The organism is Candidatus Poriferisodalis sp. (assembly GCF_965262965.1).
Taxonomy (GTDB): Bacteria; Actinomycetota; Acidimicrobiia; order Acidimicrobiales; family Poriferisodalaceae; genus Poriferisodalis.
The window spans coordinates 304785-328472 of sequence record NZ_OZ253573.1 but is presented as its reverse complement, the minus strand read 5'-3'; the positions used below and the strand labels follow the sequence as shown (position 1 = coordinate 328472).

The following is a 23688-nucleotide window of genomic DNA, read 5'->3' as shown; positions in this document are numbered from 1 at the left end:
CTGCGTCCTCCGAAGCAGAAAGGGACACGGATGCGGACTGATGCAGCGGTACCATCGGCGCGCCGTGGGCCAGTCTGCGATACCGGAGACGGCGCGGGTGCGGCCTGCGTGCCCATTGAAGGCATCCGAGGACTGGTGATGCGAGAGTCGAGCGACAGCGTGTACCCCCGCGTTCGTGCACAACCGGACTTTCCTCAACTTGAGGAGCGGATCCTGGCGCGCTGGCGCGACCAAGGGACATTTGAGGCCTCGATCGAGAATCGGCCGGCTAACGACGAGTTCGTCTTCTATGACGGACCGCCGTTCGCGAATGGCTTGCCCCACCATGGACATCTGCTGACGGGCTACGTCAAGGACGTGGTGCCCCGCTACCAGACGATGCGAGGCCATCGTGTCAACCGACGCTTCGGCTGGGATTGCCACGGGCTGCCGGCCGAGATGGAGACCGAGCGCGAACTGGGAGTCAGCGGACGCGCTGCCATCAGCGAGTACGGAATCGAGAATTTCAATGCGCACTGCCGGGACTCGGTGCTGCGATATACGGCCGAATGGCGCAAGACCGTCACCCGCCAGGCCCGCTGGGTCGATTTCGACCACGACTACAAGACCATGGACCTGTCGTACATGGAGTCGGTCATGTGGGCGTTCAAGCAGCTGTGGGACCAAGGCCTCGTGTACCAGGCGTACCGGGTCATGCCGTACTCGTGGGGAGCAGAGACCCCGTTGTCGAACTTCGAGATCCGCCTCGACGACGCGACACGCCCCCGCCAGGACCCTGCGGTCACGGTGTGGTTCGAGCTCAATGCATCTGACGACGGCTTCGGCCCGCTCCGACTGCTGGCGTGGACGACCACGCCATGGACACTGCCGTCGAATCTGGCGATCGCCGTCGGTCCGGACATCTCGTACGCGGTCGTCGAAACCTCGGCGCTCGGCGGCGAGCCGGCTCGGTTTGTGCTGGCTGCGGACTGCCTCGATCACTACGAGGATGATCTCGCCCCGTACTCGGTGCTCGGCCATCTGACGGGGGCCGATCTCGTGGGGCGCGGATACACGCCGATGTTCGACTTCTTCGCGCACCGAAGCGAAGCATTCAGGGTCCTGGAAGGTGATTTCGTCGACACATCCGAAGGTACGGGCGTGGTGCACCTGGCTCCCGGTTTCGGCGAGGACGACCAGATCGCATGCGAGGCCAACGGGATCGAGATCGGCGATGCGGTGCCCGTCGATGACCGCGGGTGCTTCGTTGCGCCGATCGCTCCGTGGGCCGACCTCAACGTGTTCGAGGCGAATTCGCCGATCGTGGCGGAACTGAAGCGTCGCAGCCGAGTACTTCGCCACGACAGCTACGAGCACAACTACCCGCACTGCTGGCGGACCGACACGCCCATCATCTACCGGGCCATCAACTCTTGGTACGTCGAGGTGACGGCTATCTCAGATCGCCTGGCCGAGACCAACCAGAAGATCAATTGGGTACCCGGCCATGTACGTGACGGACGCTTCGGGCAGTGGCTGGCCGGCGCGCGGGATTGGTCCATCAGCCGCAATCGCTTCTGGGGCTCACCGATCCCGGTCTGGATGAGCGACGATCCGCAGTACCCCCGTGTCGATGTGTACGGCAGCCTGGACGAGCTCGAAGCTGACTTCGGCGTTCGCCCCACTGATCTCCACCGGCCGTTCATCGACGAGCTGACCCGCCCGAATCCCGACGATCCGACAGGCCGCTCGGTGATGCGGCGCGTTCGGGAGGTGCTCGACTGTTGGTTCGAATCCGGGTCGATGCCGTTCGCGGCAGTGCATTACCCGTTCGAGAACAAGGACTGGTTCGAGCGCAACTTCCCCGCTGATTTCATCGTCGAGTACATCAATCAGACTCGCGGGTGGTTTTATACGCTGCACGTCCTCGCAGGTGCACTCTTCGGGCTGCCGGCGTTCGAAAACGTCATCTGCCACGGTGTCCTGCTTACCGCTGACGGCAACAAGCTCTCCAAACGACTGCGCAACTACACCGAACCGACCGAGATCTTCGCCAAGCAGGGCGCCGACGCATTGCGCTGGTATTTCATGGCGACGAACATCGTTCGCGGCGGCAATACGCGCATTTCCGATGCCGGCATCGACGAGGTCGCGCGCCAGGTGCTCATCCCCATCTGGAACGCCTACGCCTTCTTCACGCTGTATGCGAACGCTGATGGCTACGAGGCGAAGTTCCGTGTCGATTCCGAACACGTGCTCGACCGGTACCTGTTGGCCAAGACACGACAAGCGCTTGAATCGGTCACTGACCGTTTCGACGCGTATGACCTTCCCGGTGCCGCCGCTGAACTGCAGGCGTTCATCGATGCTCTCAACAACTGGTACATCCGGCGCAGCCGGGGTCGATTCTGGGGCGAAGCCTCCGTCGGATCACCGGTCGGCGACGGGCGCCCGACTGGCGATCCTGGTGCTTTCGACACCCTGTATACGGTTCTGCGCATCTTCGTCGCGATGGCAGCACCGTTGCTGCCGATGCTCACCGAGGAGATTTACGGTGGGCTCACAGACGGGCAGAGCGTCCATCTGTCGGATTGGCCAGATCCAGCTGAATTGCCGGCGGATCCAGACCTCGTACGGCGTATGGATGCCATTCGAGCAGCGGCGTCCGCTGCACTGCGCGTGCGCGAGGACGCTGGATTGAGGGTTCGTCTGCCCCTGCAGCGAGCCACGGTCGCAGGTGTCGGCGCCGAGGCTCTGGCGCCATTCGCCGCATTGTTGGCCGAGGAAGTCAACGTTGTGGAGATCGTGCTCTCCGACGAGCTCGGCGATCTCGCCGTGCCGGTCTTGCGGCCTGACGGAGCAGTGCTCGGGCCACGGCTCGGTCGCCAGGCACAAGAGGTATTCGCCGCAGCGCGCAAGGGTGACTGGCGCTTCGACGATGGCGGGTCGGTTGTTGCGGGAGGTCACCGACTGACCGACGGCGAGTACCAACTGAGTCTGCAGCCAACGGACCCCGACACCAGCTCAGTGCTGGACGCTCAGCGTCTTGTCGTCGTTCTCGACACGACCGTGACCCCCGCGCTGGAAGCCGAGGGGGCCGCACGGGATCTCATTCGCACCGTGCAGCAGGCCCGCAAGGACCACGGACTCGACGTGACGGATCGAATCGACATGACCGTTCGCTGGAGCCCGGCGAATCTCGATGCCATCCGCCAGCACGAATCGCTTGTCTGCGCCGCAGTGCTCGCGAAAAATATCGTATGGCTGTCCGGGGGGGACGATCCACGGATCGAACTCGCTGTCAGCTCCTGAGTAAGCCGGAAGCGCCAAGGCGCGCAAGTACGCCCGTTGGCTGGGCTGCTACGCGGAGAGAGGCTCTCTGCGGATCAAAGCGTCGAGGAACGGATCGTCGAGCTCGGAGAGCGCAATCGTCGGCCGGTCAGCGTCGTCGGAGAACGCGTCGGGATCGTCTTCGTCAACGATTCCGAATCCGCCTCGCTGTCCCGCGGACGTCGGTTCTGCATGGTTCAGTGCTACTGAGTCAGCAAGCGACACGACAGGTGCGGCAACTGCTGCCGGAGATGCGGGGGCTTCGGGCACCGGTTCAGCAGTTTCGACGACTGGAGCCTCGACGACTGGAGCCTCGACGACCGGAGCCTCGACGACCGGAGCCTCGGCAACTGCGGGGTCGACGTCCTGATTCCCGGTGACAGGGCTTTCGCCGAGTCCTTCTGAGACCTCAGAAGTGACGGCGACATCCAGGCCTGCCTCGGCAAGGGTGCGCTCGATCTCGCCTTGCACAAGGGTCGCTATCGAAACGGCCAGATCGTCCCCACCCGCGGCGAGTGCCTCGCCGAGCGCCTCGACGCCCGCTGCGGAAAGCCCCGCGACCGCAGCCACAATTTGCTCGATCGCCTCGGGTGCCAATTGGACGTGTAACGGAGCGACCTGAGCCGGGACCCCCGATTCGACACTGGACACTCGCTGATTCATCTCTGCGAGCTGGTCTCGCATCGAGGCAAGCTCGGCGTCGAGTCGCTCGAGCATGCCCATGCCAGCCGCACCTCTGGAATCGCTTGAAGGGGTCGCCATGGCGCGCAATGTACCAGCGTCCGCGGGACTCGCCTGAGAAACAGCGCGCAGACGTCACTGCTTGAGCGGTGCAGCCACGGGACTGTCCTCGTTTTCGCTGCGCTCACGGCCCCATCAGGCCACGGCGTCGCTGTCTCAGCAAAGGGCGGACCGCAGCACCTGCAGCCCGATGATCAGCACGATCGGCGACAGATCGAGTGCAACGTGGCCCATCCGCAATGCCGGCAGTGCCCGCCGCAGCGGACCCATGACGGGTTCAGTCAGGCGCACCAGCCATACCCGCACCACCGCAACTGGGCTCTCTGGTGCCAGTGGTATCCACGAGAACAGGACGCGACCGAGGACTGCCACGATGAAGAGCGTGATGACAGGGCACAGCACGCTGGTCATCGTCTCATCCGAGATAGCGCTGGTGGTTTCGTCAACGTGTCAGGTCCCGATGCCTTGCTCTGTGACCCGACGGCGATCTTCGTCGGTGACCACAACGTTTGCCGGCACCAGCATGTACACGGCGTTGGCCACCTTACGCATCTCGCCGTCGCAGGCGTAACAGAGTCCGCTGGCGAAGTCGAGGAGGCGGCGCGCAGTGTCGCGGTCGAGCCCCTGCAGGTTGAGGATGATGGGCTGGTCGCGCTTGAACCGGTCGCCGATCTGTTGCGCATCATCGAACATTCGCGGCATCAGCACGAACGGCTGCGCTGTCGACGGTTGCACTCGCCGAACCCCGGTGGGGGCTGCGGCACCTGCGACCCGTGGCACGCCAGCCGAGCCTGTAGGTCGTTCGATCACCGTCACACCGCTGTGGGCTGGAGCGTCCGACGCCAGATCCGTCATTGCCATTTCGGCGGGCGCAGGGCGCTCGGACGGCGACGCGTAGCTGTCATCGGGGCCGAGGCCCAGATAGTTCATCGCCTGTTTCATGATCGAAGCCATGCCAATCCTCGCCTGGCCAGTCTGCCCGAGCAAAGGTTACTGACCACCAAGATACGGTCAGTTGGCACCAGAGTGCGCGACCCGCGTCGATCGCGGGCCGAAGAGCGCCGTTCCGATGCGGACCATCGTCGATCCGGCCTTGATTGCGGCCTCCAAATCGGCGCTCATTCCCATGCACCGATGGTGAAGGCTGTGCTCGTCCGCAAACCGGGTGACCTCGGCGAACGCCGCGGCGATTTCTGAAGCTGGGCCCTGAGGTCCGATCGCCATACAGCCCTTCACGTCAAGGCCCGCCTGTCGCGCCTGGGCCAGCAACGCCGGGGCGACCGACACCGCGCAACCGCCCTGAGTGCCGGTGCCGCTGACGTCAAGCTGCAGGAAAACGCCTGCGCCTGGGCTGCGTCGAGCGATCTCGGCGACAAGCCGCATCCGGTCCATGCTCTGCCACACGTCGACTGCGCCCGACAGCTGGCGAACCTTGTTGGTCTGCAACCGGCCGATGAAGTGTGTCTGGATGCCATCGAGGATCTCTGGCTGCAGCTGCGACAGCTTTGACAGCATTTCCTGGGCGTAGTTTTCGCCGATCAGCGTCAGCCCGGCCCCCGCTGCCGCTTCCACAGCTGATGAGTCGAAACCCTTCGTCACCGCCACGATGGCGATTTGATCGGGGTCGCCGCCCGCGTCATCGATGCGATTCCGGACTCGCTCAGCGCGTTGAGACACCTCCGCTGGGTCCATCACCGCAACGATTCTGCTGCCGGTTCCGTGGACTCGATCGAGACAAGCAGTGCTGTACGCCCTTGCTCGGCACGTGCTCGATGCGAGAAATACCTCATGTCGGTGGCGGTGCAGCGTGCCAGCTCTGTGTCGATGGCCACCCCGCAACGCCCGAGCGCAGTGCGAACGGTCGCGGACAAGTCCAATGAGCGGGTGCCCCAGGCCGTACGGCTGCACACTTGCGCACCGAATTCGCTGACGACAGCACTGAGGTCATCCTCGCCGAACTCGTAGTGCTGCGCACAGATGTGCGGTCCGACAACAGCGCGCAGGCTCGTGAAGCCGTGCTTGCGGAACTCATTGCTTGCGCAATCGATCACGCCTGCAAGCAGTCCGCGCCATCCTGCGTGTACCGCCGCAACCGCCGCGGAATGATCGCTTCGGGTTCCGTAGAGCGCGATCGGAACGCAGTCGGCGGTTCGCACCGCGAGCGTTGCTCCCCGCATCGTCGTCCACGCCCCGTCGGCGCACGCCCCGACGTGGTCGCCGGGCTTCGACACTCTGACCAATTCAGTGCCATGTACCTGTCGCAGGAGCGTGATGTGGCTCTTGTCGAGCGAGTTCGGCGTAGCCCAATCGTCGTCTGCCCGATCTGTCACGGCGATGCGTGCGAGACCTTTGCCAACACGCCGGTGCATCGTCAGCACGGCGCCTCAGCCCTGATTCGCCTCGAGCGCTGGTTCGACCAGCACCGTTGGCGGCCTCAACGCAGGAAACTGGGAACGTCGAACGATTCGTCGTCTTCGTCGAGATCACCAAACGGATCCGCGAGGTCGTCCTCGGATGCGGCGTAGTCCCCTACCGGAGCGTCCATGTCCCGCCGACCTCCGGTGTACCGGTCGAATCCAGCGGCGATGACCGTGACTCGGATCTCCTCGCCCAGTGAATCGTCGATCACAGTGCCGAAGATGATGTTGGCTTCGGCGTGAGAGACCTCGCGGATCACCTCGGCGGCCTCGTTGACCTCGAACAGCCCGAGATCGGGTCCAGCGGCGATGTTGAGCAGGATGCCCCGCGCGCCGTCGATCGATTCTTCGAGCAGCGAACTCGACACGGCCTGCCGGGCGGCGTTCTTCGCGCGGTTTTCGCCGTGTGCCTTGCCGATGCCCATGAGGGCGGTGCCGGCGCTCGACATGATCGCTCTCACGTCAGCGAAGTCGGTATTGATGAGGCCTGGCGTGGTGATCAGCCCTGAGATCCCGGCGACTCCTTCGCGCAGGACGTCATCAGCCATTTGGAAGGCATCGATGATCGAGGTGTGTTCGTTCGACACTGTCAGCAGGCGATCGTTCGGAATCACGATCAGCGTGTCGACGCGTTCTTTCAATCGCTCGATGCCTTGCTCGGCCTGCACCTGCCGACGTTTGCCTTCGAAGGCAAACGGGCGCGTGACCACGCCGATCGTCAGAGCACCGACTTCCTTGGATACTTCAGCGACAATGGGCGCGCCGCCTGTCCCGGTGCCACCACCCTCGCCAGCAGTGATGAAGACCATGTCTGCCCCTTGCAGGGCCTCTGCGATCTCATCTCGATGTTCCTCTGCGGCCCTGGTGCCTATCTCTGGGTCGCTCCCGGCGCCGAGCCCGCGCGTGAGCTGGCGACCGATGTCCAGCTTGACGTCGGCGTCGCTGAGCAGCAGTGCCTGGGCATCGGTATTGACGGCTATGAACTCGACACCGCCGAGTCCGACATCGATCATCCGGTTGACGGCATTGGACCCACCGCCGCCGACGCCTACGACCTTGATGACTGCCACGTAGTTCTGCGGTGACGCCACAAGTCTCCTCGAGTTCACTGGCCGGCTGCCAACTCTGGGCACGACAACAAGCCCTACCAGCGCAAAGTAGCGCAACAGACGACAGTACCGATGCCTCACACTGACGACAAGGGCCTGCGGTGTCGGCTGAATTTGGATCAAGGTGTCTATGGGCGTGCTTCGGATCCGGTGCGCAATACGGGCAGGCGCGGCACGGAGACATCGAGTTCGCTGATATCGGCGTCATCCGTGCCCGTCTGAGCGGTTTCGGACAGTTTCCCCACAACGGTCGCGACCGCTGCCGACTTCGCCGCGATTCGCGAGTTGTCACCGAGAACGACTCCGAGATACGCGCGCTGCGCAAGCATACGCAAACGCGCCCTCAGGTCGCCGCGCTGATCGCGCCACACGCTTTCGATGACAAGTCCGTGTGCGGCCGAGAGGGCCTCGACGACCTCGAGCATCGCGTCGGCATCATCGGACAGGAAGCCACCCGCAGCGGGAGCAGCGTGAATCCCCGACAGGCGCGGCAGCTTCGGTGGGTCGGCGAGGGCCCCGGTGAGGACGCGACCTTCGGTGTCGACGAGCACCCACGTCTGCGGAGCCTGCAACGCCAGCGCGATTGCTCGGCGCTCGGTGATCTCGACTTCCACGGTGCCCGGCCATCGCCTGCGTACCTGCGCGTTGTCGATCCAGGGAAGCTCTTGCAGGGACTCCGCTGCTTCACTCGTGTTGATCAGCAGCATGGCATCGCCTGCACGAATGCTCACCGCCTCGATCGCCTCGTCGAAGCTCACGCGATGGAGGCCGGTGAACTCGATCCGGTCGACATCGACCGCACCAGAGGCCAGCACCCCAACTGCGAGCGAAATCACGCCGATCACGCCTCCGAGTGCCCATGGCCAGCGTCGTGTCCGGGCCTGCGGGGCGTCGGAAGGCACGGCGCGTTCAAACAGAACTGGCGGAGTCGGAGGATTCGAAACCCACCATTCGGATTTCGGGCTGCAATGCGATGCCGGCCGAGTCCGCGACGCGTCGACGAACCTCGGCCATCACAGCGGCGACGTCTGCGGCGGTTCCTCCGGGATCGGACACGATGAAATTGGCGTGCATGCGCGATACCTCGGCGCTGCCGATACGGAGGCCCCGCAGGCCGGCTTGGTCGATCTGTGCACCAGCGGAGTCTTGTGGCGGATTCATGAACACCGAGCCTGCGTTCTGGCCGCCAGGCTGATGTTCGCGTCGCCATCGAACAATTTCTGCGATCCGCTCCAAGGCGGCCGCGGGGTCATCCGATCGCCCTTGCAGGCGAGCCCTCGTGACGACTTGTGTCCCGCTCACGCCGCTGTGGCGGTATCTCAGGTCCAGTGCCCGTGGGTCTTGGGTGACGGGCTCCGACGGCGGGGCATCGCAAGAAAGATCGATGATCGTCGCATCGATGAGGCACGAAGCGATATCGCTGCCGTGCCCGCCGGCGTTCATCCTGACGGCGCCGCCGACGGATCCAGGCACGCCGACTGCCCACTCGAGACCACCCACTCCCGCTGCAGCGCATCGTCGAGCTAGCACAGGCAAGGCGACCGCGGCGCCGGCAGTTGCGGTCGCGGCGCGCTGATCGATGTCGATTCGAGAGAACGCTGCGCCGAGAAACACTGCGATGCCGTCGAAACCGCGGTCGGCGACGAGCAAGTTCGAACCGCGGCCGAAGATGAGCACGGTCACGCCAGCCACTTGGCTGGCTTCGCCGACGCGGCACAGGTCCGCTGCGGTGTTGGCCGTGAACGAGATTGCGGCACGTCCGCCGACGCGTGATGTCGTGATCGCTCCGAGCGGTGCATTCAGGCGCGCGCTCTGTCCGAGAATTCCAACCGCTTGTTCGATCGCAGCCTGGTCAGCCCACGCAGGTGTCTCGTTACTCATCGGCGTGGTCACACATCAGTCGAATCACTCGCCGGGAACATCAATTCGTCCGGAAGCGTCGTGAGGTCGCCGGCGCCCAATGTGAGGCACAGATCTCCTGGGCGCAGCAAGCCTCGCAGATGTGCCCGCAGCTCTGCGCGCCCGGGCGAGTACTCGACACTGGCTTCGGGGTGCGCGTCGAGCACTGCTTGTGCGATGAGCTCGGCGGAGATTCCCGGCTGAGGCACCTCGCCCGCTGCATAGATATCGGTGAGCACGATGTGGTCGGCAACACCAAAGGAATGGGCGAAGTCCTGCCACAGTGCTGCAGTCCGCGTATAGCGATGCGGCTGAAACACCGCAATGATGCGCTTCCAGCCTCCCCCCGCAGCGGCGGCAACAGCCGCAGCCACTTCACTGGGCAGATGCGCGTAGTCGTCGATATAGGCCACGCCAGCGCTCTCGCCGCGGCGCTCGAAGCGCCGAGCCACCCCGCCGAAGCGACCCAGAGCTTCGAGCATCGGCTCAGCCGCAGCTCCCATCTCCAACGCAGCGGCCAGGGCACCGGCGGCATTGAGAATGTTGTGCATTCCGGGCAGCGGCAACTCGCACGACCCGATGGCCGTACCTCCCCCCAGTAATTCGAACCGTGCCCCCGAACGGGAACTCAACGCGTTGACCACCCGGTAGTGGGCGTGCGGTGAGGTGCCGTACGTCATGGTGCCGCCGACGCGTTCGGACGCTTCTGAGGCCACGGGATCGTCTGTGCAGACCACGCGTGGATCGGTGGCGGATGACAGGAATCGCTCGAATGCGGCGGTCAGTGCAGGAAAACTGCCGTAATGATCGAGATGATCAGCCTCGATGCTTGTCACAAGTGCACCCTGCGCCCCCAATTCGAGAAAAGTGCCGTCGGACTCGTCCGCTTCGACGACAAACCACTCGCCGCTGGGATCCCACACCGCGCCCGACCCGATCTCGTTTACCTCGCCGCCGATCAAGAACGACGGTTGTTCGCCCGCTGCAACCAGGCACAGCGCAAGCATGGACGATGTTGTTGTCTTGCCGTGGGTGCCGGCGACCGCGAATGTCCGCTTCCGGTCACAGATCGATCCAAGCATCTCGGCCCGACTCAGGACCTGCAGGCCTCGTGCGCGAGCCGCGGCGAGCTCGACGTTGGAGGCGTGGACTGCGCTCGAGTGTGCGACCAGTTCGGCTTCGCCGAGGTTGGCTGCGTCATGGCCGATTTCGATGCGAGCGCCGTGGGCCGCAAGTCGCGTCATGCCTGGGCCCCCGCGCAGGTCGCTGCCGCTGATCTCGTGGCCCATCTCGGCAAGCACCACACCGATGGCGTTCATGCCCGCTCCGCCCGCGCCCACAAGATGGATGCGACGCCTGTCGGTCAGCAGCACCTTGCGCGTCGCAGGCTGGCGGTCAATCAATGGCCAGACTCCTCGCGTGAATCCGTTTCGGAAGGCAAGATCGTGCCGGGCACCATCGAACTGTGCTCGATGATCAGGTCCGCGACACGTCGAGCAGAGTCTGGGCGACCGAATGTCGGTTTGCTCGGCACGTCGTTAGTGCTCGACGTGTCTCCGCTCGACGTGTCACCCCCGAGCTTCGCTGCCATATCGATTTCGGCGACCAGTCGGCTCGCATCGAATTCGACGTCGGGCACGATCTGGGCCAAGCCGGCATTGACAAGGCTGGAGGCGTTGTGATGCTGGTGGTTCTTGGTCGCCGCCGGCAGGGGCACGAGCACTGCACGGGTGCCGAGCACTGACAATTCAGCGATTGTCGAGGCTCCGGCGCGGCAGATCACTAGGTCCGCTGCCGCCAATGCGAGCGGGAGATGCTCGTCGAAGGGGACCGCGTGGTACCAATCGCGCACGACCGCATCGGTATCGCGAACCGGGGGCGCTGACGGGCGTTGTTCCCAATCCCGCTTGCCGACGACGTGATACATCAGCACTGCGTCACGCCGGAGCAACTCATCGAGAGCACCCCACACCGCGGCATTTATGCGCTCCGATCCGAGTGAGCCGCCGAATGCAACGATGATCGTCGCCGCGGGCGACCAGCCGAGCTGCGCACGGGCGTCGGCAGCGTTGCGGGCGGCGCTCACGACTTCGGGCCGTACTGGGTTGCCGGTGACGACCTCGCGCCGCAGGCCGGTGCCCTCGACCGGTACAGCAGCCGCCTTGGCGAATCGCCTGAGGAGACGGTTCGTGCCCGATGTCACCGCGTTCTGTTCGGCGATGATGAGCGGTACACGCCACAAGACAGCACCGACGGCCGCGGGCAGGGCCGCGTAGCCCCCCAACGACAGCACCGCGGCGGGTCGTCGCCGCCCGACGAGCGCCACGCCTCGCAGTGTTGCCCAGGCAAGTGTCACAGCGGCTATGGCATTGGAGCCATTCAGCCGCCGTGCATTGAGGCCTCTGCCGCCGAGAGTGGTCAGGCGGTATCCGGCCGGCGGCACCATGTCGGAGTCCATGCCCCGAGCGCTGCCCACGAAGTAGATGTCGGTGGGGGGCCAACCGCGTTCGGTCAGCGCTGCAGCCACTGCAAGACCCGGTACAAGATGTCCCGCCGTCCCGCCGCCTGCGATCAGGATGCCTCGACGCCCCACGGGCATGGCTCAGCCAGATCTCCGCGTCACGCTCAGCAGCAGGCCCGCAGCTGCTGAGGTCACCACCAACGACGAACCGCCGAAAGACAGGAACGGCAAGGTCACACCGGTCACTGGGAGCAATCCAACCACGCTGCCGACATTGATGAACGTCTGGAGCACGAACCAGATCGCGATGCCAGCGGCCAGGAGCGTTCCGAACTCGTCCGGTGCGCGTTGAGAGGTCCGCAGGCCACCGACACCGACGACGCCGAGCAGCAAGAGCAAGCCAACGGCACCGAACAGGCCCATCTCCTCGCCGACGATCACAAAGATGAAGTCGGTCGGCGTATTCGGCACCCATCCCCATTTGGCCTGACCCGCCCCCAGCCCGGTACCGTGCAGGCCTCCCTGGGCGAGACCGACCAGGCTCTGGAACGTCTGGTAGCCCTCGTCAGCCCGCCCTTCGATGGGATTGAGGAATCCGGCGAGGCGTGCTCGGCGGTAGGGAGCTGCGATCGCCAGCGCTGGAGCTGCGATACCGACGACAAGCGCGATCTTTCCGAGGTCGCGGCCCGGCAGACCTGCCACGAACAGCATTCCGACGCCGATGCCGGCAAGGATGAGCGTCGTGCCCAGGTCGGGCTGGAGCAGCACCAGGCAGCAGCCCACAGCGAGAATCAGCATCGAGGGTCGCAAGATTCGATCATGCCGGTCGATTTGGTCCTTGCGTGCATCCAGGAAGGTCGCCATTGCCACGATCAGGGCCAGTTTCGCGATCTCCGACGGCTGGACATTGAAGGCTCCGAATTCGAGCCAGCGGCGAGCGCCGCCGACCTGACGGCCCGCGACGAGGACCGCCACGAGCAGCGCAATGCTTGCGGCGGCCATCGGAAACGCGAGGCGACGCCAGTGCCGGTAGTCAATCCCGAGCGTGATTCCCAAGACACCCAGCGAGATGCCCACGGGCCACAGGTGTTGCGAGAAGTAGTGCAACGGTCGATCGGGTGACGCGATGACAGTTGCGGAGGTTGCAGAGAGAACCAAGACGACGCCGGTCAGGATCAACAGCAGGACTGCTGCGAGGAGTGACACATAGCGCACGGATGGCCCGACGGTGACGGTCCGGCTTGCCCTCATCGTTCCTGGCCACCCGCTCCCAATTGGATGGCGAGATCTGAGACTGCGGAGATGAAGCTCTGCCCTCGTTCGTGATAGCTCGAGTACCAATCGAACGACGCACATCCAGGCGACAGGAGCACGTCGCCCGCAGGACGTGCGATGTCGTAGGCGAGCGCGACCGCTTCTGCCATTGACCCGGCCTCGGCGAGCTCGATCCTGCCCGCGCCCGCGTGCTGGAAGCACGCCGTCACCTCCGGGGCGGACTCGCCAATCGCCACCACCGCTCGAAGGTGGGGCGCCGCCTGCGCGAGGTCACCGAGGTCAAGGCCCTTGTTGCGGCCGCCAGCGATGAGCACAGCGTCACCGAAGCCGGCAGCGGCAGCGACCGTGGCGTGGGGCGCGGTGGCCTTGCTGTCGTCGTAGAAGACGACGTCACCAATGCTGCCAGCGAGCGCAAGCCGGTGCGGAAGGCCGTCGAATGCGCACAGCTCGGCGACAACGTGGTCGAGCGATGCCCCCATCTCGATCGCGACCGCCGCCGCAGCGGACGCATTCGACAGGTCGTGTGGGCGATGACGCGGGAGTTCTGCGGCGGCGACGAGCGGCGTTCGGTACGCCGTGAGCATGCCGTTCTCCACGCGAACGTCGGCTGGCGCATTGAGCCATTGCGCAGGCGCGAAGGTCACCAGACGTGCGGGGGCCGTTGCAGCGAACTTGCCGACGGCATCGTCGCCGTAGGGCGCCACAGCGCAGTCGTCGGGCTCCTGCGCTGCCCAGATGCGCGCCTTGGACGCGGCGTAGTCGTCCACATCGGCATGCCAGTCGAGATGGTCCGGAGCGAGATTCAGCCATACCGCCACCGCAGGAGCGAACGTGCGGGCGCGATGCAGGCGAAACGATGAAGCTTCCACGACGAAGGCGTCAACCGGGCGGTCGATCGCTTCGACCAGCGCGATGTCGGTATTCCCCGCCCCGACAGCGCTGATGCCACTGCGATTCAGCATGCTCTCGACAAGGGCAGTGACGGTGGTCTTGCCGTTGGTGCCCGTCACCGCGGCACAGGGTCGACTGTCCCACTCGGCCGCGAGGTCAAGCTCGCTCACGATTGGCACGCCAGCCGCATCCGCAAGGGTGTACGCGAGGTGACGTGGGGGCACGCCTGGACTCGGCACAACGACGCAGGCGTCGGCGACAAGCGATGCCAACACGTCGCGATCAGTCGAGTCGTGCACGCACGCGTGCTCGAACTCGGGGCCATCGAGACGTCGGGGCCGGTCGTCTGCCATCACCACGTCATGGCCGCGCTTGGCAAGCGCACTTGCAACAGCGCGTCCAGTCACACCCATTCCCACGATGAGATGACTCATAGCGAACCTGACGGCAGCTCGACGAGGTCGAGGCTCAAGAAGTCGGCGTAGTACACGCCGAGCGCGATGGCCACGAAGAGGCTGTTCACGACCCACAGCCGGATGAGCACCGTCGTCTCCGGCCAGCCCCCCAGCTCAAGATGGTGGTGCATCGGAGCCATCCGGAACAGCCGACGGCCCAGCAGGCGAAACGAGCCGATCTGCAGGATCACCGATGCCGTCTCGATGACGTAGAGCCCGCCGATGATCGGCAGCAACAAGTCGACATGGAGGAGCATCGCCAGGCCAGCCATGGCCGTGCCGATGGACAACGAACCGGTGTCGCCCATGAAGATGCGTGCCGGCGGCGCGTTCCACCACAGGAATCCCGCACACGCTCCGGCCATGGCGGCAGCGACAATGGCGAGGTCGAGGGGATGCTTGACGTCGTACGCGATGCCGTGCCGAAACGTCCAATAGCCCACGACGACGAACGCGGTGAATGCGACCGTCGAGGCGCCTGCTGCCAGTCCATCGAGGCCGTCAGTGAAGTTCACCGCATTCGAGGTGCCCAACACGATCAGTACCGCCCACAGCACCCACACCCCTGCCGGAATCTGCAGCGAATTGCTGCCGAGGCGGCTGAAGGTGATCGCAGTGGGTATGTCGACCCACCACACCGATGCAACGGCGAAGCCGATTCCGACGGCGAGCAGGCCGAACAGCTTCGCCTTCTTGTTGAGTCCGAGATTTCGCTCCCGGCTGACCTTGATCCAATCGTCGACCAGACCGACGGCACCGGCCCCGATAACGGTGCAGATCAGCACAATGCCCGATCGGGTGAACACAGTTTCAGCACGGAGATGACTCACCACATAGCCAACGACCGCCGCGGAAACGACCGCGACGCCGCCCATCGTCGGCGTGCCGGCCTTGGTGATGTGACCCTGCGGACCATCGAGCCGGATCGGCTGGCCGACCCCGCGGGCCTGCAGCCATGGCACCAAGTAGCGCGTGCCGACAAGCGACACCATCAGGGCGGAACTGGCGGCAATGAGCAGTGCGATCATCGGGTCCGCTCCCTGCGTCTGCTCAAGAGTTCCGCGCTCACTTTCGCATCATCGAACGCGACTGCGCAGTCGCCGCGGATCTGCATGGTCTCATGCCCCTTGCCGGCCACCACGATCACATCGCCCGCAGAGGCGCTGTCGATTGCCAAAGCGATCGCTCGAGCACGGTCGAGTTCGATGTGCAGCCCGTCATCGGGGCCGTGACGTCTCGAAGCCCCGGATGCGATCACCGCAGCGATCTCAGCTGGGTCCTCACTGCGCGGGTTGTCCGAGGTGATCACCACCAGGTCGGCATGCCTGTCGGCAGCATGGCCCATCAGGGCTCGTTTGGACTGATCCCGATCTCCGCCTGCGCCGAAGACCGCCCAGACATTGCCACCGGAGGCAGCGAGTTCGCGCGCGCTCGACAGCGTCGCAGCGAGTGCGGTTGGTTTGTGCGCGAAGTCGACCAGCACCAACACGTCGTCAGCGGGGGTGCTGACCGGCCACAGACGCCCGCGCACCGGTTCGATTGCGCTGATGCCGCGCGCGACGTCGTCCGACTCGTAACCCAGCGCACACGCCGTTGCAGCTGCACCCGCGACGTTGGCCGCATTGATCCGTCCGAGCAAGCTGCAGCGGACAGGTCGACCCTGCCAGTGCCCTCGCAGGCCGTACGCCGAGGCGACTGACACGTCATCGGGCTGCCATCGATGCACTCTTGCGACGGCCGAAGCCATCGATGCCAGGCGGCGGCCCCACGGGTCGGCCATGTTCACCACTGCCACCTCGGAGCGACCGTCGAAGAGCTTGGCCTTTGCAGCGAAGTAGTGCTCCATGGAGCCATGGAAATCAAGATGCTCATGACCCAGGTTGGTGAACACACCGGCCGCAAATCGGGCACCGTCGACCCTGCCGAGCTCAAGGGCATGCGACGACACCTCCACGATGGCGAGATCGACGCCGTTGCGCGCAGCAGCGTCGAGCCGGCGGTAGAGGTCCGGGGCTTCGGGCGTGGTCCGAGGGCCATCAAGCGTCCCGACCACTTCGCATACCGATCCGCAGGCGTTCCCAATCGCCGCTAGGGCGTGTGTCACGGAGGTCTTCCCGGCGGTCCCGGTCACCCCGACCACACGACAGCGCCGCCAAGGATGATCGAAGATCGTCGCTGCAGCCGGCCCCATCGACGCTCGCACGCTTGGGACCACGATCTGGGCCACTTCGAGATCGAGTCTGCGTTCGACAAGCAGCGCAGCAGCACCGGCCTCGATCGCTGCTGCCGCAAAGGTGTGCCCGTCGTGTTGAGCGCCGGCGACGCAGCAGAACAACGAGCCTTCCACTGCTTGCCGGCTGTCATGGGTGATCTCGGTGACCTGAACCCCCGCAGCGGATGGCTCAACCATCTCGCCCCCGACAGCGGCGGCCAGTTTGCCGAGCGACGTCTCATGCATCGGGCGCCACCTGCAGGACTCGTAAGGCGTACTCGGCGATTTCAGCGAATACCGGTGCGGCCACAATGCCAGCGCGATATTCGGCAGGTTCATCAAGGACGATGACGACTGTCAGTTCTGGCCCATCAGCCGGCAGGAATCCAGCGAACGAGCTGGTGTAGGCCGTGTCGCTGTATCCGCCTTCGGGGCCGGGTTTCTGTGCGGTTCCGGTCTTTCCGGCGACCCTGTAGCCCGCAATCGCGGCTCGCTTGCCGGTGCCTTCGGCGACGACCTCGGCCAGCATCGACTGCATCAGAACGGCAGTTTCGGGCTTGAGCACCCGTCGGGTTGATGCGGGGTCTGCGGCACGCAGGATTCCGTCCGAGCCGACACTTCCGAGCACCAGGCGAGGCGCGACGTAGACGCCGTCGTTTGCAATCGTGTTGTAGGCCGCCGCCAGCTGCACCGCGGTCACTGCGATGCCCTGGCCGAACGCAATCGTCGCGAGGTCGGTGCCTCGCCACCCGATCGCTGGGCGCAAGATCCCTCGGCTCTCCCCCGGCAGCGCAGCGATGTCATCGGCACCAGTGAGCCGCCCGAAGCCGAACTGCCGCAGGGCGCGTTGCAAGTCCCCGGCGCCGATCCGCTCCGCCAGCCGGATGGTGCCGATGTTCGACGAATGGGTCAGGATCTCCCCGGTCGTCATCTGGCGGTCAAACCTTGAGTAGGGCTCGACGAATTCTCTGTCGGCGAACGTGTAGCTCGCCGGCGTTGAGTGAACCTCGGTGCGCGTCGTCAGACCGGCGTCCAGCACAGCGGCGACCGTGAACGTCTTGGCCACCGAGCCCGGTTCGAACGCGTCGGTATAGGCGGGGTTGTATGCGACCGGGACCACCTCGCCCGATTCGGTGTCCCGAGACACCCCTGCGAGTGCGAGCACGTCCCCCGAGTCGACCTCCATCACCACGACCATGCCGCCTCGCGCACCGGTGTCGCGGACAGCTTCGATGATGGCTTGCTCGGCGACCCATTGCGTCTGGGTATGCAAGGTGAGAACGAGATCTTCGCCATCGTTGGCAGGCTCGAAGAATTGCACCCCGTTCGGCAACGGCATTCCGCCTTTGGCGATGCGTGCCACTTCGCGCCCATCGGTGCCGCCGAGCACATCCGAGAATTGCTTCTCAGCGCCGCCCAGCGGATTCTCGTCGATGTCGACTGCTCCCAGAAGGCCGCGGGCGAACTCGTCGCCATTCGGTCGGAGCCGGGACGATTCGCCGCGCACCTCGATTCCCGGAATTCCGAGCGCTTGGACTCGGAGACCGTCTGCGGGATCCACCTGACGTGCCACGTAGACGAAATGGCGATCGCTCGCCAGGCGCTCGGCCACCTCGGCAACGTCGACATCCAGCACTTCTGCCAAGGCTGTCGCAGTCTGGACCGGATGAGTGACCAGTCGGGGATCGGCCCAAATCGTGGGAAGGGTGTCCGAGACCGCCAGCAGGTTGAAGTTCCGATCCAAGATTGCGCCGCGGACGGATTCGATCTCCCATTGGGCCGTTCCCTGCCGTTGCCCCAGCGTCGCGTATGTCTCGCGGTCCAGCACTTGTACTTGGACCAACCGGGCGGCGAGCACTGAAAATGCCATCACCGTGGCAATGATCAGCAGCAGCGCCCTCCGTTGCGGCGGTCCTGCGCGCACATTGCGACGTCTGGGTGCGGGAGGAGGACGATCCGCGGCTCGCGTGGGTCCGCCCCCGGACGGGTGCCGGCGGCGATCGGGCATCGTGTCCTGCGGCGGCGCGACGCCGGGCCGCACGCGGTCCGCGACACCCAAACCGGGCGGAGCCCCCGACGACGGGTGCCAACGAGTCCCCGCCGATTTGAGGTAGGCCTCCTCAAGAACGTCGGTCATGCGCTGTGGACGCGTCGGTCAGCAGCGTCTTGATCGACAGCCAATCCCCGCCGGCTTGATCAGTGAGGGAATCGACCGATGTAATGTGCCGCGGTTCGATTCGCACGTCGACCGGATCCGATGCTGTGACCAGGCCGAGCGCGCCGACGCCCATGAGCTCGATTTCCGATGGGCCTTGCAGCGTCTGCAGTTCGTACCGCAGGTCGATGAGAAGTTCTCGCTCGACGGCGATCTCAGCGTTCAGCTCGGACAGGTGGTACTGCCCCGTCGCAAGCATCGTATGGAAGATCGCCAACCCGGCGAGCACCACGATGGCCGCACACGCAAGCAACGTCGTGATCCCCACGAGTCGCACGCCCATCGCGCGGCGCGCAGGAACCAATCTCAGTTCCGGCGCACTTGGCGCCCGCAGCGGGACAGCGGCAGCAACCGTCATATGCAGTTCGCTTGGGCGAGTTTCCGATCAGATGTGCCGGAGTCAGGAACTTGTGCTCTCAAGGCGTTCCGCCGCCCGCAGCATGGCGCTTGCCGCCCGTGGGTTGCGTTCCGCCTCGGTTGCCGACGGGCGCGTGATCTTGCGTCGCAAGAGTCGGATCGTCGGCGCCGCGCCGCAGATGCACGGCAGGGTTGATGGGCATTCGCAAATGCCGTCTGCTGCTTCTCGCAAGATGAACTTCACGATGCTGTCTTCTCCTGAGTGATATGCGAGCGTTGCCAGCCGTCCCTTTTCCGAAAGGCAGGCGAGCGCAGCTCGAATTGCGGGTTCGATGAGGTTGAGTTCATCGTTGACTTCGATGCGGATCGCGGCGAACGTGCGCATCGCCGGGTGGCGGTTGCCCCGTCGTGCAGCCGCCGGTACGGCGGAACGCACGACGTCAGAGAGCTGTCGGGTGGTGCGCAGTGGGCGAGCGGCAACGATCGCAGCGGCGATGCGGCCGCCATGTCGCTCGTCGGCATGCCGACGGAGGAGATCGCGCAGCTCGTCGGCGGAGTATTCGTTGACGACAAAGCCGGCGTGCAACTCGGCACGTGGATCCATTCGCATGTCCAGCGGGGCGTCGTAGCGATGGGAGAAGCCGCGTGACGCGACGTCAAGTTGGTGGCTGCTCACACCGAAGTCGAAGAACGCGCCGACCACCGGGCCGTCAAGTTCATCGACGTGCTCGCCGAGGCGATCAAACCGATCACAGCGCAATGTCACGCGGTCGCCGAACCGAGCCAGCCGTTCGCGAGCAGCTGCAATTGCAGCAGGGTCGCGATCGATGCCCAGCAGCGTTCGATCCGGGTGCTGCCGCAGCAACATCTCGGCATGACCGCCGCCACCGAGTGTCGCATCGACGATGAGGCCTCCGGGCACCGGACGAAAGACGTCGGCGATCTCGTCAGCCATGACTGGCTCGTGGAAGTACTCCACAGCGGCGGCCGCACTCACGTCGCATCCACGGACTCGGATGTGTCCAACGGCGTTGCCGCATGATCCGCGCCCTCGGGTGCAGCAAGGACGGACTCGCCCTGAGCGTTCACGTCTTGCCACCGCGCGGCGTCCCAGATCTCCACTTCGTCAATTGCGCCGATCACGACACAATCGCGCTGCAGGCCGGCGAATCGACGCAGCTCCTCGGGAATCGCTATGCGGCCCTGCTTGTCCGGCAGAACGCGTGCCGCGCCCGCACCGAATGAACGCTTGGCGGCCCGGTTCACCGGGCCGCCCGATTGCGAGCGATGCGACATCTGGGCCGCGATCTCGCCGAAGCGTTCGGGAGTCATGAGCGCGAGGCAACCCTCGCTGTGCTTGATCAAGAAACCGGATGGTTCGAACGCGCCGCGGAAACCCGCAGGGAGCACGATCCGGCCCTTGACGTCGAGCGCGTGCTCATGCTGTCCGACGAACAGGCCGTCCATCGAGCCATCTCCCAGCTGTTCCCTTGATTACCACTTCGCACCACTTTATGGGTAGATCACCCACATTGTCCACCCTGCGTGTGTGCGAGGGGCCGTGATGCTCAATTTTCGGGCGATGTGATGTGTCGAAGAACAAGCGAGGTCAGCTGCGGTGGGCTCAGGTCGATGCCCAGATCGACCCAGCCGATCGCACGATCGTGCGTCAACGCAGCTGTACGGGCATCGAGGAGTTCCGACAGCGGTCCAAGTTCGAAGTGCGTGTACCACGCACACTGGAACCTGCTCCCCTGTCGCGCGCGGCGCTGCGAGATACCGACCAGCTTGCGATTCTCCACGAGCACTTCGCCGGGCCCCCGCGAGGCGAAGCACACCAGCCCGCCGGGTTCGTATGCGCCTTCGTGAACGTCCGCTTGCACGCCGAGCGACGAGAACGCCTGGGCCAATCGCTTCCCGAGCCAGCCGAACGCCGAACCGACATCGGCCCGCCACAAGGGATCGGCAGCGGGAACGAACACATCGATCCACGTACACAACTGCGGATCCAACCAAACCGCGCCGCCGCCGCTGCGGCGCCGGACAAGGTCCCAGCTTGCATTCGATCCACGAGAGGCGCTGTGCCCAAATGGATTCGGCTCTGCTGAACCCAAGACCAACGCGGATCTCCTCGGACGGAGCACCGAGACGCGCCGGCGGCGGTCGTGAGGCATGGAGCGACCGTGCAGCAGCTCCGCACTGCCACGCCACTCATCAAGGATCCATCCGGCCACGGCACCACGATGGCACCAGACTCCGGCCAATCAGACCAGTTGACCCCTCAGCTTGGGCAGATAGTCCTTCCACTCCGGTGGTGCGCCGCCACGCATCGCGGCAACGACGGCGAGAGGCTCTGGCGCATACGGGACGTGCCGCAACCGGAAGCGGCCGTCGCCCAGCAACGAGTCGCCCTTGCCGACGTTGCATGCTCGGCAGCAGGCCACCACGTTCTCCCAGGTGTGCTCGCCGCCACGGCTGCGCGGATGCACGTGGTCGATGCACTCCGCCCGATCCCCGCAGTACTGGCAGCGGTAGGCGTCACGCGCGAACACTGCTCGGCGATGCAACGGTGCTCGACGACGGTAGGGAGCCCGTGCGTGATAGTTCAGCCGGACCACCGAAGGTGCTGCAATCGACATCCTCGGTGAGCGGATCCGGCCTGATCCAGAGTGGATCACGTCAGCCTTGCGGGCAAGAACCAGGAGCAATGCCTTGCGCACGGTCGTGATGGACAGCGGCTGGTACGTGACGTTCAGCACCAAGGTTCGCTCGGCAAGAACCGAGCGCACGCGAGTCGTGCCGTTCGCCGTTGCATGGCCATTTCCCGTCACAGTCGACGAAGGAGAAACGTCCGCGCCGCCCGACAACCCGACGGGTGGCGCGTACGCGACGGCGTTCCGTGCGGTCATGACTGCTCAGTCGCGGCGGGCCAGTGTCGACACCATTGGAGCCATTGGATCAGATCGTCGGCCGACGGCGCTGCTGCGTCGTCGCCTCCGAGTGCCGTCAGGGCACGAAATCGCACATAGTCGGAGTGCGGCACCGGCAGGAACGGTGGCTGTGCCCACCAGCGCGGCGGCGCCAGACGCTTGATCGCTGCCGCTGCGGTCAGCCACAGCGTTGGGCGAATCGCGATAGCGCTCACCAGCGCGAGCCTTCGAATGGGGCCGGAACGACGCACCGGGCCACTCTACGTGCAGCCCCCACACCCGACAGTGCCCTCGTTGGGGTGATGAGTAGTCTCAACGGCCGAAACACGCAGAGAGCAGGCACGCGTGCGCAATCAAGGCCCCCGAGACGAAGATCTGATGCCTCCCAGCACGGGTCGACCTTCTGCTGGCACGATTGTCGCGGACGGCCTCACCGCAGAGCCGGCAGCCGTCCCTGAGGTGTTCCGCAGCAACTTCGAACGCATCTCAGCAAACGTGCAGCGAGTCATTCGAGGCAAGCCCGATGCGATTGGCCTGGCCCTGCTCTGCTTGCTCTGCGACGGTCACCTGCTGATCGAAGACGTGCCGGGCGTCGGCAAAACGAGCCTGGCGAAGGCGTTGGCGGCATCCATCGCAGCTCCATTCGGGCGTATTCAGTTCACTCCCGACGTGCTGCCGTCAGATGTCATCGGGGTGAATGTCTGGGACGAACGCGAGCGCGCTTTCGATTTCCGCCCGGGAGCTCTGTTCGCCAGCATCGTGCTCGTTGACGAAATCAACCGTGCCTCGCCGAAGACGCAGGCGGCCTTGCTTGAAGCGATGGAGGAGCGCCAGGTCACCACCGACCGCACGACTCGCTCGCTCGGTCGGCCCTTCATGGTGATCGCCACACAGAATCCGATCGAGCACGAGGGCACCTACCCCCTCCCCGAGTCGCAGCTCGACCGGTTCCTCATGCGCATCAGCATCGGTTACCCCGATCCCGAAGCTGCGATGGAAGTGCTCGACCTGCACGACGGGACGACAGAGATCTCGCTGTCGCCGGTCATCACAGCTTCTGAGGTACTTGCGATGGCCCGAACGGTGGCAGAAGTGCACGTGGCGCCAGCACTGCGGCGCTACATCGTCGCCGTGGCCGACGCCTCGCGCCAGCGCGGCACCATCACTCTCGGTATCAGCCCTCGAGCGACCCTCGATCTCCAACGCGTTGCGCAGGCCCGGGCCGTGGCAGGGGGTCGGAACTATGTGGTACCTGACGATGTGAAAGCTGTCGCCGATCCGGTGCTTGGCCATCGGATCCGGTTGAGCGCCGATGCCCAGCTACAGGGACTGACACCGCACACAGCGCTGCGCGAGGTTTTCGACTCCGTCACCGTGCCGTCGAGTGCTCGCTGAGGTGAGTCGCCGTGCTGAGTTC

The 23688-nt window shown here is 65.0% G+C and carries 23 protein-coding genes; 2 read left to right on the top strand and 21 right to left on the bottom strand.

The features are described from left to right. The first annotated feature begins 30 nt into the window (after positions 1 to 30). Positions 31 to 3291 (top strand): isoleucine--tRNA ligase, encoded by a 3261-nt coding sequence (gene ileS / locus ACQY5K_RS01640; RefSeq protein ID WP_428119472.1) that lies wholly within the window; start codon positions 31 to 33, stop codon positions 3289 to 3291. 48 nt (positions 3292 to 3339) lie between these two features. Here ileS and ACQY5K_RS01635 read toward each other — a convergent pair whose 3' ends face one another. The 21 genes from ACQY5K_RS01635 to ACQY5K_RS01535 form a co-directional block, all read right to left on the bottom strand. Further along, entirely contained in the window at positions 3340 to 4071 is a 732-nt protein-coding gene (locus tag ACQY5K_RS01635; RefSeq protein ID WP_428119470.1) for a hypothetical protein, read from the bottom strand. Positions 4072 to 4206: 135 nt separating this feature from the next. Beyond that, the gene (locus tag ACQY5K_RS01630; RefSeq protein WP_428119468.1) at positions 4207 to 4461 is read right to left on the bottom strand and encodes a YggT family protein; all 255 of its coding nucleotides are present in this window, start codon (positions 4459 to 4461) and stop codon (positions 4207 to 4209) included. 39 nt (positions 4462 to 4500) lie between these two features. Next, positions 4501 to 5004: a cell division protein SepF gene (locus tag ACQY5K_RS01625; RefSeq protein WP_428119466.1), complete on the bottom strand. Its 504-nt coding sequence runs from the start codon at positions 5002 to 5004 to the stop codon at positions 4501 to 4503. 57 nt (positions 5005 to 5061) lie between these two features. Beyond that, on the bottom strand, positions 5062 to 5742 hold the full coding sequence (locus ACQY5K_RS01620; RefSeq protein WP_428119464.1) for a YggS family pyridoxal phosphate-dependent enzyme: 681 nt from the start codon (positions 5740 to 5742) through the stop codon (positions 5062 to 5064). After that, a complete protein-coding gene (locus ACQY5K_RS01615; RefSeq protein WP_428119462.1) occupies positions 5742 to 6419 on the bottom strand; it encodes a polyphenol oxidase family protein in 678 nt (225 codons plus the stop codon). Before ACQY5K_RS01615 ends, ACQY5K_RS01620 begins: the two co-directional genes overlap by 1 nt. A 65-nt stretch (positions 6420 to 6484) precedes the next feature. Continuing rightward, complete coding sequence (gene ftsZ / locus ACQY5K_RS01610) at positions 6485 to 7558, bottom strand: cell division protein FtsZ (protein WP_428119460.1); 1074 nt, start codon at positions 7556 to 7558, stop codon at positions 6485 to 6487. Between the two features lie 146 nt (positions 7559 to 7704). Continuing rightward, complete coding sequence (locus ACQY5K_RS01605) at positions 7705 to 8478, bottom strand: cell division protein FtsQ/DivIB (protein ID WP_428119458.1); 774 nt, start codon at positions 8476 to 8478, stop codon at positions 7705 to 7707. Positions 8479 to 8485: 7 nt separating this feature from the next. Continuing rightward, a complete protein-coding gene (murB, locus tag ACQY5K_RS01600) occupies positions 8486 to 9457 on the bottom strand; it encodes a UDP-N-acetylmuramate dehydrogenase (RefSeq protein ID WP_428119456.1) in 972 nt (323 codons plus the stop codon). Positions 9458 to 9465: 8 nt separating this feature from the next. Beyond that, on the bottom strand, positions 9466 to 10878 hold the full coding sequence (gene murC, locus ACQY5K_RS01595) for a UDP-N-acetylmuramate--L-alanine ligase (protein WP_428119454.1): 1413 nt from the start codon (positions 10876 to 10878) through the stop codon (positions 9466 to 9468). After that, positions 10875 to 12074, bottom strand: a complete 1200-nt coding sequence (locus ACQY5K_RS01590) for a UDP-N-acetylglucosamine--N-acetylmuramyl-(pentapeptide) pyrophosphoryl-undecaprenol N-acetylglucosamine transferase (RefSeq protein WP_428119452.1) — start codon at positions 12072 to 12074, stop codon at positions 10875 to 10877. Before ACQY5K_RS01590 ends, murC begins: the two co-directional genes overlap by 4 nt. 3 nt (positions 12075 to 12077) lie before the next feature. After that, a complete protein-coding gene (ftsW, locus tag ACQY5K_RS01585; RefSeq protein WP_428119450.1) occupies positions 12078 to 13187 on the bottom strand; it encodes a putative lipid II flippase FtsW in 1110 nt (369 codons plus the stop codon). Then, positions 13184 to 14536 (bottom strand): UDP-N-acetylmuramoyl-L-alanine--D-glutamate ligase, encoded by a 1353-nt coding sequence (gene murD, locus ACQY5K_RS01580; protein WP_428119448.1) that lies wholly within the window; start codon positions 14534 to 14536, stop codon positions 13184 to 13186. The genes ftsW and murD overlap by 4 nt, the downstream gene beginning before the upstream one ends. Next, positions 14533 to 15585, bottom strand: a complete 1053-nt coding sequence (gene mraY, locus ACQY5K_RS01575) for a phospho-N-acetylmuramoyl-pentapeptide-transferase (RefSeq protein WP_428119446.1) — start codon at positions 15583 to 15585, stop codon at positions 14533 to 14535. The genes murD and mraY overlap by 4 nt, the downstream gene beginning before the upstream one ends. Beyond that, on the bottom strand, positions 15582 to 17015 hold the full coding sequence (locus ACQY5K_RS01570) for a UDP-N-acetylmuramoyl-L-alanyl-D-glutamate--2,6-diaminopimelate ligase (RefSeq protein ID WP_428119444.1): 1434 nt from the start codon (positions 17013 to 17015) through the stop codon (positions 15582 to 15584). Before ACQY5K_RS01570 ends, mraY begins: the two co-directional genes overlap by 4 nt. Further along, complete coding sequence (locus ACQY5K_RS01565; protein WP_428119442.1) at positions 17008 to 18906, bottom strand: peptidoglycan D,D-transpeptidase FtsI family protein; 1899 nt, start codon at positions 18904 to 18906, stop codon at positions 17008 to 17010. The genes ACQY5K_RS01570 and ACQY5K_RS01565 overlap by 8 nt, the downstream gene beginning before the upstream one ends. Beyond that, entirely contained in the window at positions 18890 to 19342 is a 453-nt protein-coding gene (locus tag ACQY5K_RS01560) for a hypothetical protein (protein WP_428119440.1), read from the bottom strand. The genes ACQY5K_RS01565 and ACQY5K_RS01560 overlap by 17 nt, the downstream gene beginning before the upstream one ends. 42 nt (positions 19343 to 19384) lie before the next feature. After that, a complete protein-coding gene (rsmH, locus tag ACQY5K_RS01555; RefSeq protein WP_428119438.1) occupies positions 19385 to 20338 on the bottom strand; it encodes a 16S rRNA (cytosine(1402)-N(4))-methyltransferase RsmH in 954 nt (317 codons plus the stop codon). Then, entirely contained in the window at positions 20335 to 20808 is a 474-nt protein-coding gene (locus tag ACQY5K_RS01550) for a division/cell wall cluster transcriptional repressor MraZ (RefSeq protein WP_428119436.1), read from the bottom strand. The genes rsmH and ACQY5K_RS01550 overlap by 4 nt, the downstream gene beginning before the upstream one ends. A gap of 101 nt (positions 20809 to 20909) precedes the next feature. Further along, positions 20910 to 21515, bottom strand: coding sequence for a lipoyl protein ligase domain-containing protein (locus ACQY5K_RS01545; protein ID WP_428122817.1), 606 nt, complete (start codon positions 21513 to 21515; stop codon positions 20910 to 20912). A 90-nt stretch (positions 21516 to 21605) separates the two neighbouring features. Beyond that, positions 21606 to 22250, bottom strand: coding sequence for an HNH endonuclease (locus ACQY5K_RS01540; protein ID WP_428119434.1), 645 nt, complete (start codon positions 22248 to 22250; stop codon positions 21606 to 21608). Continuing rightward, positions 22247 to 22486: a hypothetical protein gene (locus ACQY5K_RS01535; protein WP_419923160.1), complete on the bottom strand. Its 240-nt coding sequence runs from the start codon at positions 22484 to 22486 to the stop codon at positions 22247 to 22249. Before ACQY5K_RS01535 ends, ACQY5K_RS01540 begins: the two co-directional genes overlap by 4 nt. A gap of 130 nt (positions 22487 to 22616) precedes the next feature. Between ACQY5K_RS01535 and ACQY5K_RS01530 the strand changes: the two genes are divergently transcribed. Beyond that, positions 22617 to 23666: an AAA family ATPase gene (locus ACQY5K_RS01530; RefSeq protein WP_428119432.1), complete on the top strand. Its 1050-nt coding sequence runs from the start codon at positions 22617 to 22619 to the stop codon at positions 23664 to 23666. The last annotated feature ends 22 nt before the right edge of the window (positions 23667 to 23688 follow it).